Here is a 6270-nt window from a genome sequence, read left to right as displayed (position 1 = left end):
GTCATTAGTCATTAGTCATTAGTCATTAGTCATTAGTTTCTCTCCCCTGCCTCCCCTGCCTCCCCTGCCTCCCCTGCTTCCCCTGCCTCCCCTGCTTCCCCTGCTCCCCTGCCCCCTCATCTTCCTACACCCCTACTTCTGTAAGGAGAGACTGCATAGCTTCCCAGGAGATTTGTCTTTGGATATAACGGGGACTTTCAGGATTATAAGGGCTAGCTATCCGGTCAACAGTCATAATTGTTGCCTCATCTGGGATGACTGCCACTTCAGGATCGAAAGCAGTTGGACGCATCAAAGAACTAGAAAAACCTTTGAAAATCGCTACCTTATCTTGCTCTTCGCCGATTTCCACTGTCACCAGTAGGACTTCTTGAGGGCGTTTAATGGTGTATTGTTCTAGTCGCTTGCCTATGGAACTCATCTTAGAAACTTGAAATTTATAATTGCAGCGCAGCGACAGTTTACTGTTGTGTAGCCGAGCGTCCCTGCTTACCCAGCTTCACAAGGATAAAGTAGCTTAAATAAACCACATAAATTACTAAGCCGACTATACCCAAAAAGCCTAACATTGCGTGTTTACTATTGTGATGGAAATACTCTTTAAATAACAATGGAGCCTCAAACCAGACAAGACACTCAGGAGTTTTGCTCACATCGCTCGAAAAGGCACAACCCACAAAAGGCACAAAAGCTATTGCACCTAAGATACAATAAACAGTGACAGCCCAACGCCAAGATGTCAAAGTTAGTTTTAAAGGGCTACTGGGTAAATACTCAATTTCATCATTGAGATCCACCCAGAACCACAGGGAAATAGGAATGAGAATCAATCCTATCAATCCGGAAATAAAGCTGACTGGGTATTGAGCAATCATCAAATAAACTGTAATGGCTAGTAAGCTAGAGACTCGCCAATAAATAGTTAACAGCCGTTGTATGGCTTCAGATTTCTGCACATAAGCCCAAATCAAGAGAATTAGGGGAATTAACATGAGGAATAATACTGCCAGTCGGTAGTCTATCCAAACCCACTGGCGAAACCAAACTTCATTTTGCATAATTCTTGTCAAACTTTAAATATATATATTTACACTGATAATTTTCACGCCATACCTATACTTTGTGGGATTTTATATCATGTCCGTTTGAATAGTTATCATATCTGTTGGGGTAGGGAACAGGGAACAGGGAACAGGGAACAAGAAAAGATCAGCATCGAAAACTTATCATCAGTAATTAGCCGGACATGATATTAAGTGGTGTGGGAGTAGCGTCATTGTTATGGGCGTTACATCCGTCGCCATCATTATTATCCAGTTGACCTGTTTTGGGGAGAAAAAAACAAGCAACTTGCAGAGTTTGAACATGAATATTTTCCATCCACTGTAGCAAATTTTGGTAGATTTGCTTCATCTACAGCTTTCGCTATCAACAACTCGTGACGCTTAAACAAGCCCTCATTTTGTTGGTGGGTGGTGCTGAGTTTTGTGAGCCTAGCGGGGTTTTAGCCCGTGCTGAGTACAAATCCCAGTCAAAATTACCCTGTCAAAAGTTCCCAATTCCACAGGTGGGAGTGAGATTTAGTAGAGGAGTAGCGTACACAGAGCTAGGTGAAAAATATTTGTCAACAACCTCTGGTTGCTTGTGTTTTAGCTCAAAAAAAGTCTAGATTGACTTTTTATTCATCGTAAACACGACATTCAGCTGCTTCTGGGTTGTCATCGCAGTATTGTTCTAAGGAATTTTTGGGCTTGTTTTGGCGTTGGTGTGAGGCTTCAGCTTGCAATTCTTCAACTGCATCCCAAGCCGCAGCACACTCGGCTGAGTTGCTACCTGAGACATCACAGACAGCACGGGCTTGTTCTACTTCTGCTTGGATTTGGTCTTGTAAGTTTTGTGGTTGAGTATCGGTCATAGCTTTAGTCTCGTTGTGTGATGTTAGTACCAGTACAGAAAAGTTTCAAAAATTGCTAATCTTTTATGGAATCAATCACCATTTTACCGAATAAGCTGAATTAACTAATGTTGCAGCTTGAGGTATTGATAACAATTACAACATTCTGTGAAATCTATCCTAGATTCCCATTTATCTTTTAAGATTTTAGAGAGTAATCTCTGAAAAAACGCACGATACACTATATTGAGTGCATCTACTAGGGAATATTATAAAACCTAATACTGACTTTCCGGGGTGAGTAATCCCTGAACTAATGATCAAAACTTTGGTTGACATTTCCCAGGTTCGGAGGATGTGATTTTTCCCAGGAGAGTCATCAACTACCAGCCACAAAAGAAAAAGAAGCCCAAAACTCATGGCAGATCGTATGCAGTGGGCAAATGCCCTATCAACTCGTCCTTCCTTAGAAGCAGCTGTAGCAGAGGTGGTACAACGGGCTGTGTCATCGTTAACAGCACCTGCGGATTTGGGACTGGTGTTCATTTCTTCGGCTTTTGCCAGTGAGTATTCTAGGGTGTTGCCTTTGTTAGCTGAACAACTGTCTGTACCTGTGCTGATTGGGTGCAGTGGGGGTGGTGTAATTGGGACTGCGGCTAGTGGACAAACCCAAGAATTAGAAGCAGAAGCAGCCTTGAGTTTAACTTTAGCCCACCTACCAGGGGTAGATTTGCAAGTTTTTCATGTTGTGGCGGAAGATTTACCTGATTTGGATAGTTCCCCGGATGCTTGGATTGATTTAGTTGGTGTAGAACCATCGGCAAAACCTCAGTTTATTTTGCTGTCTAGTGCATTTTCTTCAGGAGTGAATGATTTATTACAGGGGTTAGATTTTGCCTATCCTGGCTCAGTAATTTTGGGGGGACAAGCTAGTGCTGGCGGTTTGGGTGGACGTTTGGCTTTATTTTGCCATGATGCTGCCGGCAATCAGCACCAATGCCTTTATCGTGATGGGACTGTGGGTTTGGCTTTGAGTGGCAATATTGTTTTAGACACGATTGTGGCGCAGGGATGCAAACCCATCGGTGAGCCAGTGCAAGTGACTAAGGCGGAACGTAATATCATTCTGGAAATAGATGAGAAAGTACCTTTGATGGTGCTGCGAGATTTGATTGCGAGTTTGAGTGAACAAGAGAGAATGTTGGCACAGCATTCTTTGTTTGTGGGTGTGGCAATGGATGAATTTAAACTGTCTTTGCAACAGGGGGATTTTTTAATTCGCAGTATTTTAGGGGTAGATCCCACAGGAGGGGCGATCGCTATTGGTGATATTGTCCGCCCCGGCCAACGGTTACAATTCCACTTAAGGGATGCTCAAGCCTCGGCTGAAGATTTGCAATTCCTTCTGGAAAGATATCAACAACAAGGCTCTCCCAATGCTGCTGCTGCCGCTTTAATGTTTTCCTGTGTGGGAAGGGGTGAAGGATTATACGGTAAACCTAATTTTGATTCTGGGTTATTTAAAACTTATCTCCCAGATATTCCCGTTGGTGGCTTCTTTTGCGGTGGCGAAATTGGCCCTGTCGGCGGTAGGACTTTTATACATGGTTACACCTCAGTATTTGGGATTTGTCGAGAATTGGCGGAAGATTAGGGGATGAGAGAGCAGGGGAGCAGGGGAGCAGGGGAGCAGGGGGAGCGGAGGAAGCGGAGGAAGGAGGGGAGATTTTTTCCCAATCCCCAATCCCCAGTCCCCAATCCCCAGCCCCTCACTTCCTGAGTTTGTCTAACAGTAGGGTGCTGTTGTTATCGATGCAAGCAGGATTACCTGTGTGAGCGATCGCGCTATAAGCTTGAATGTAACGACGCACTTTTTGCGGAAAATGGGGATAATCTAACAGTGCATCACCATTGGCTATACTTGCCCAAAAATCACGCAAGCTGGGAGCTAGTTCTTGTGCCTGATTTACTGGTAAACTTAATGGTGGTAGGGTAAGTAATTTCACTAGGAAGGGAAAGGAGCGATCGCCCATCCATTGCTTTGATAATTGTTGCAAGTCAGGGAAATTCGGGACTGATTCTACACGATGTGACAGGATTTGCAGCCATTCCTTACCTTGTTGATCACGATGAAACTCTAAAACTCGGTAAGGATGAGGATAACTCACTAAAGAACCGGTAGTAATATCATATACACCTTCAGCACAAGCCACATCCTGAACGTGTAAATGACCTGTAAATACTAGCTTGACTCCATAACGTTGTAGAATTTGCAATAATTCCGGGGCATTTGCCAACATATAACGATTTGCCATAGGATGGCGTGATTGTTGGGGTAAATGCTCAACGACATTATGATGTACCATGACTAACACCAGTTCATCATCTGCTGATGCTAGTACCTGTTCTAACCATCTCAGTTGTTTGCTATCCAAACACCCGATTTGCTTACCCTGTTCATTAAAACAGTTAGAATTTAAGCCAATTAATCGCACTCCCGGTAACAATTGCTGAGTGTAATACAACTCGTCGGTATTCTCATAACCAAACTTGCGATAATATTGGGGGAAATCAGCATAAGCAATTGATTGCTGATTACCCATCAGCACAGGTACGTCATGATTACCAGGGACAACATAAGCGGGAAAAGGTAATTTTGATAAACGTTCTTGTAACCAAATGTGGTTTTCTGGTTCACCGTGCTGGGTTAAATCTCCCGGCAGTAAAATAAAATCCAAATCAAGTTGTGTTAAATGTTCTATGACAGTTTCAAAAGCTGGAATACTCACCTCCACTAGATGAAATCTGTCAGGGTGATCCCAAATAGTATGAGGAAGTGCAATATGTAAATCGCTGACTACGGCAAAACGGAAGTTTAACACCATTGATTTTAGAAAACTGTTAAAAACGGTAGTTAAAGTAACACTTTTCCCAAAAGTATAACCTCTGCTTTGTCAAGCTGCGTCAGATTGCCTATACTTAATATTTTTACACAATTAACCGATGTGAAATGCTGTAATGAATATGGGCTGATGTGCAGTATTGAAATCCAAAATATATTGTCAATTTACTAATAAACAATGAAATTATTGATGATGATAATAAATAAATGACTATAGCTACGATGTATATCTGCTCTCTTTCCTATTTATTACAAGTCTGAACAGTGTTAATTGGGGATTGGTGAGTAGGCAAAATTAAATTAGTTAATATTTAAAGTTCAAGGAGTATTGAAATTTGGCAGTTATCCGCGTTCGTCAACACGTTAATCCACTGGCGCAAAAGTATCAAAAACCAGTCAATAACGTAGAGTGGGAAAAATTATATCATAACATGAAACAGCCGCTACATTTAGATATCGGCTGTGCTAGAGGCAGATTCGTGTTACAAATGGCGCAGATAGAACCAACCTGGAATTTTCTCGGTTTAGAAATTCGTGAACCTTTGGTAATAGAAGCAAATCGGTTAGCGGCTGAATTGGGTTTAACGAACCTGCATTATTTGTTTTGCAATGCGAATAACTCATTAAAAGTGTTGTTATCTTCCCTGCCACCGGGAATTTTACAGCGTGTGACGATTCAATTCCCCGATCCTTGGTTTAAAACGCGCCATGCTAAACGCCGTGTAGTACAACCGGAATTAGTAGCAGATTTAGCTAATTATGTAGCAGTTGGGGGAGTTGTGTTTTTACAATCCGATATGGAATTTTTAGCTGTAGAAATGTGCGATCGCTTTGCAGAAAATCCAGCATTTCAGAGAGTTGGCACAGGAGAATGGTTGCCAGAAAACCCCCTATCAGTCGCCACCGAAAGAGAAATTGCCACTCAGAACAAAGGTGAACCTGTGTATCGGGCTTTGTTTGAAAGGGTAGGGAGTAGGGAGTAGGGAATGGGTAACGGGTGACGGGTGACTAGATAAAAGTTCTTCTGCCCTACTCCTCCGCCTCCCCTGCCTCCTGCCTCCCCTGCCTGTTTAAAATTTTAAATTCCAGGCAGCAACGGCTAAAGCACCCCAGCCTAAAATAAAAGCTACGCCACCCAAGGGGGTGATTGCACCCAAGATTTTAATCCCCGTGAGACTGAGGGCGTATAAGCTACCGGAAAAAATGGCGATACCAACGATAAACAGCCAGCCACTAGCTATTAAAGTGGTTGGCGGCGATGGTATACGGCTAATTAAAATTGCTACTAGCAACAAGGCCAGAGCGTGATACATTTGGTAGCGAGTACCTACTTCAAAAATTTCAAGCGATCGCTCACTAATTTTCTCCCGCAGTGCATGGGAAGCGAAAGCACCGGCTGCAACTGACAAACCGCCTAAAATGGCAGCTAGGCTCAAAAAAATCTGCGTCATTAGACTTAGTTGTCAAGTTAATT

At 42.8% G+C, this 6270-nt stretch carries 8 protein-coding genes; 2 read left to right on the top strand and 6 right to left on the bottom strand.

The window, feature by feature from the left end:
- Positions 1-124 precede the first annotated feature (124 nt).
- From A3775_RS20000 to A3775_RS19990, 4 genes are all read right to left on the bottom strand, one after another.
- Positions 125-421 (bottom strand): hypothetical protein, encoded by a 297-nt coding sequence (locus A3775_RS20000; RefSeq protein WP_066426450.1) that lies wholly within the window; start codon positions 419-421, stop codon positions 125-127.
- Positions 422-461: 40 nt separating this feature from the next.
- Complete coding sequence (locus A3775_RS19995; protein WP_066378369.1) at positions 462-1058, bottom strand: DUF3177 family protein; 597 nt, start codon at positions 1056-1058, stop codon at positions 462-464.
- Positions 1059-1236: 178 nt separating this feature from the next.
- Complete coding sequence (locus tag A3775_RS24440; protein ID WP_156481688.1) at positions 1237-1413, bottom strand: hypothetical protein; 177 nt, start codon at positions 1411-1413, stop codon at positions 1237-1239.
- A 265-nt stretch (positions 1414-1678) separates the two neighbouring features.
- Positions 1679-1915, bottom strand: coding sequence for a Calvin cycle protein CP12 (locus tag A3775_RS19990; protein ID WP_066378373.1), 237 nt, complete (start codon positions 1913-1915; stop codon positions 1679-1681).
- Between the two features lie 397 nt (positions 1916-2312).
- Here A3775_RS19990 and A3775_RS19985 point away from each other — a divergent pair, with 397 nt between their 5' ends.
- Positions 2313-3548: an FIST N-terminal domain-containing protein gene (locus tag A3775_RS19985; RefSeq protein WP_066426447.1), complete on the top strand. Its 1236-nt coding sequence runs from the start codon at positions 2313-2315 to the stop codon at positions 3546-3548.
- A 115-nt stretch (positions 3549-3663) separates the two neighbouring features.
- Here the strand turns inward: A3775_RS19985 and A3775_RS19980 are convergent, their stop codons facing one another.
- On the bottom strand, positions 3664-4779 hold the full coding sequence (locus tag A3775_RS19980; protein WP_066426445.1) for a metallophosphoesterase: 1116 nt from the start codon (positions 4777-4779) through the stop codon (positions 3664-3666).
- A gap of 352 nt (positions 4780-5131) precedes the next feature.
- Here A3775_RS19980 and trmB point away from each other — a divergent pair, with 352 nt between their 5' ends.
- Positions 5132-5779 carry a tRNA (guanosine(46)-N7)-methyltransferase TrmB gene (trmB, locus tag A3775_RS19975; protein ID WP_066378378.1) on the top strand — a complete coding sequence of 216 codons (648 nt, stop codon included), beginning with the start codon at positions 5132-5134 and terminating at the stop codon, positions 5777-5779.
- 87 nt (positions 5780-5866) lie between these two features.
- Here trmB and A3775_RS19970 read toward each other — a convergent pair whose 3' ends face one another.
- Entirely contained in the window at positions 5867-6247 is a 381-nt protein-coding gene (locus tag A3775_RS19970; RefSeq protein ID WP_066378379.1) for a DUF423 domain-containing protein, read from the bottom strand.
- Positions 6248-6270 lie beyond the last annotated feature (23 nt).

The organism is Anabaena sp. 4-3 (genome assembly GCF_001597745.1).
In the GTDB taxonomy this organism is placed as follows: domain Bacteria; phylum Cyanobacteriota; class Cyanobacteriia; order Cyanobacteriales; family Nostocaceae; genus Trichormus.
This window is presented reverse-complemented; position numbering and strand designations above follow the sequence as displayed.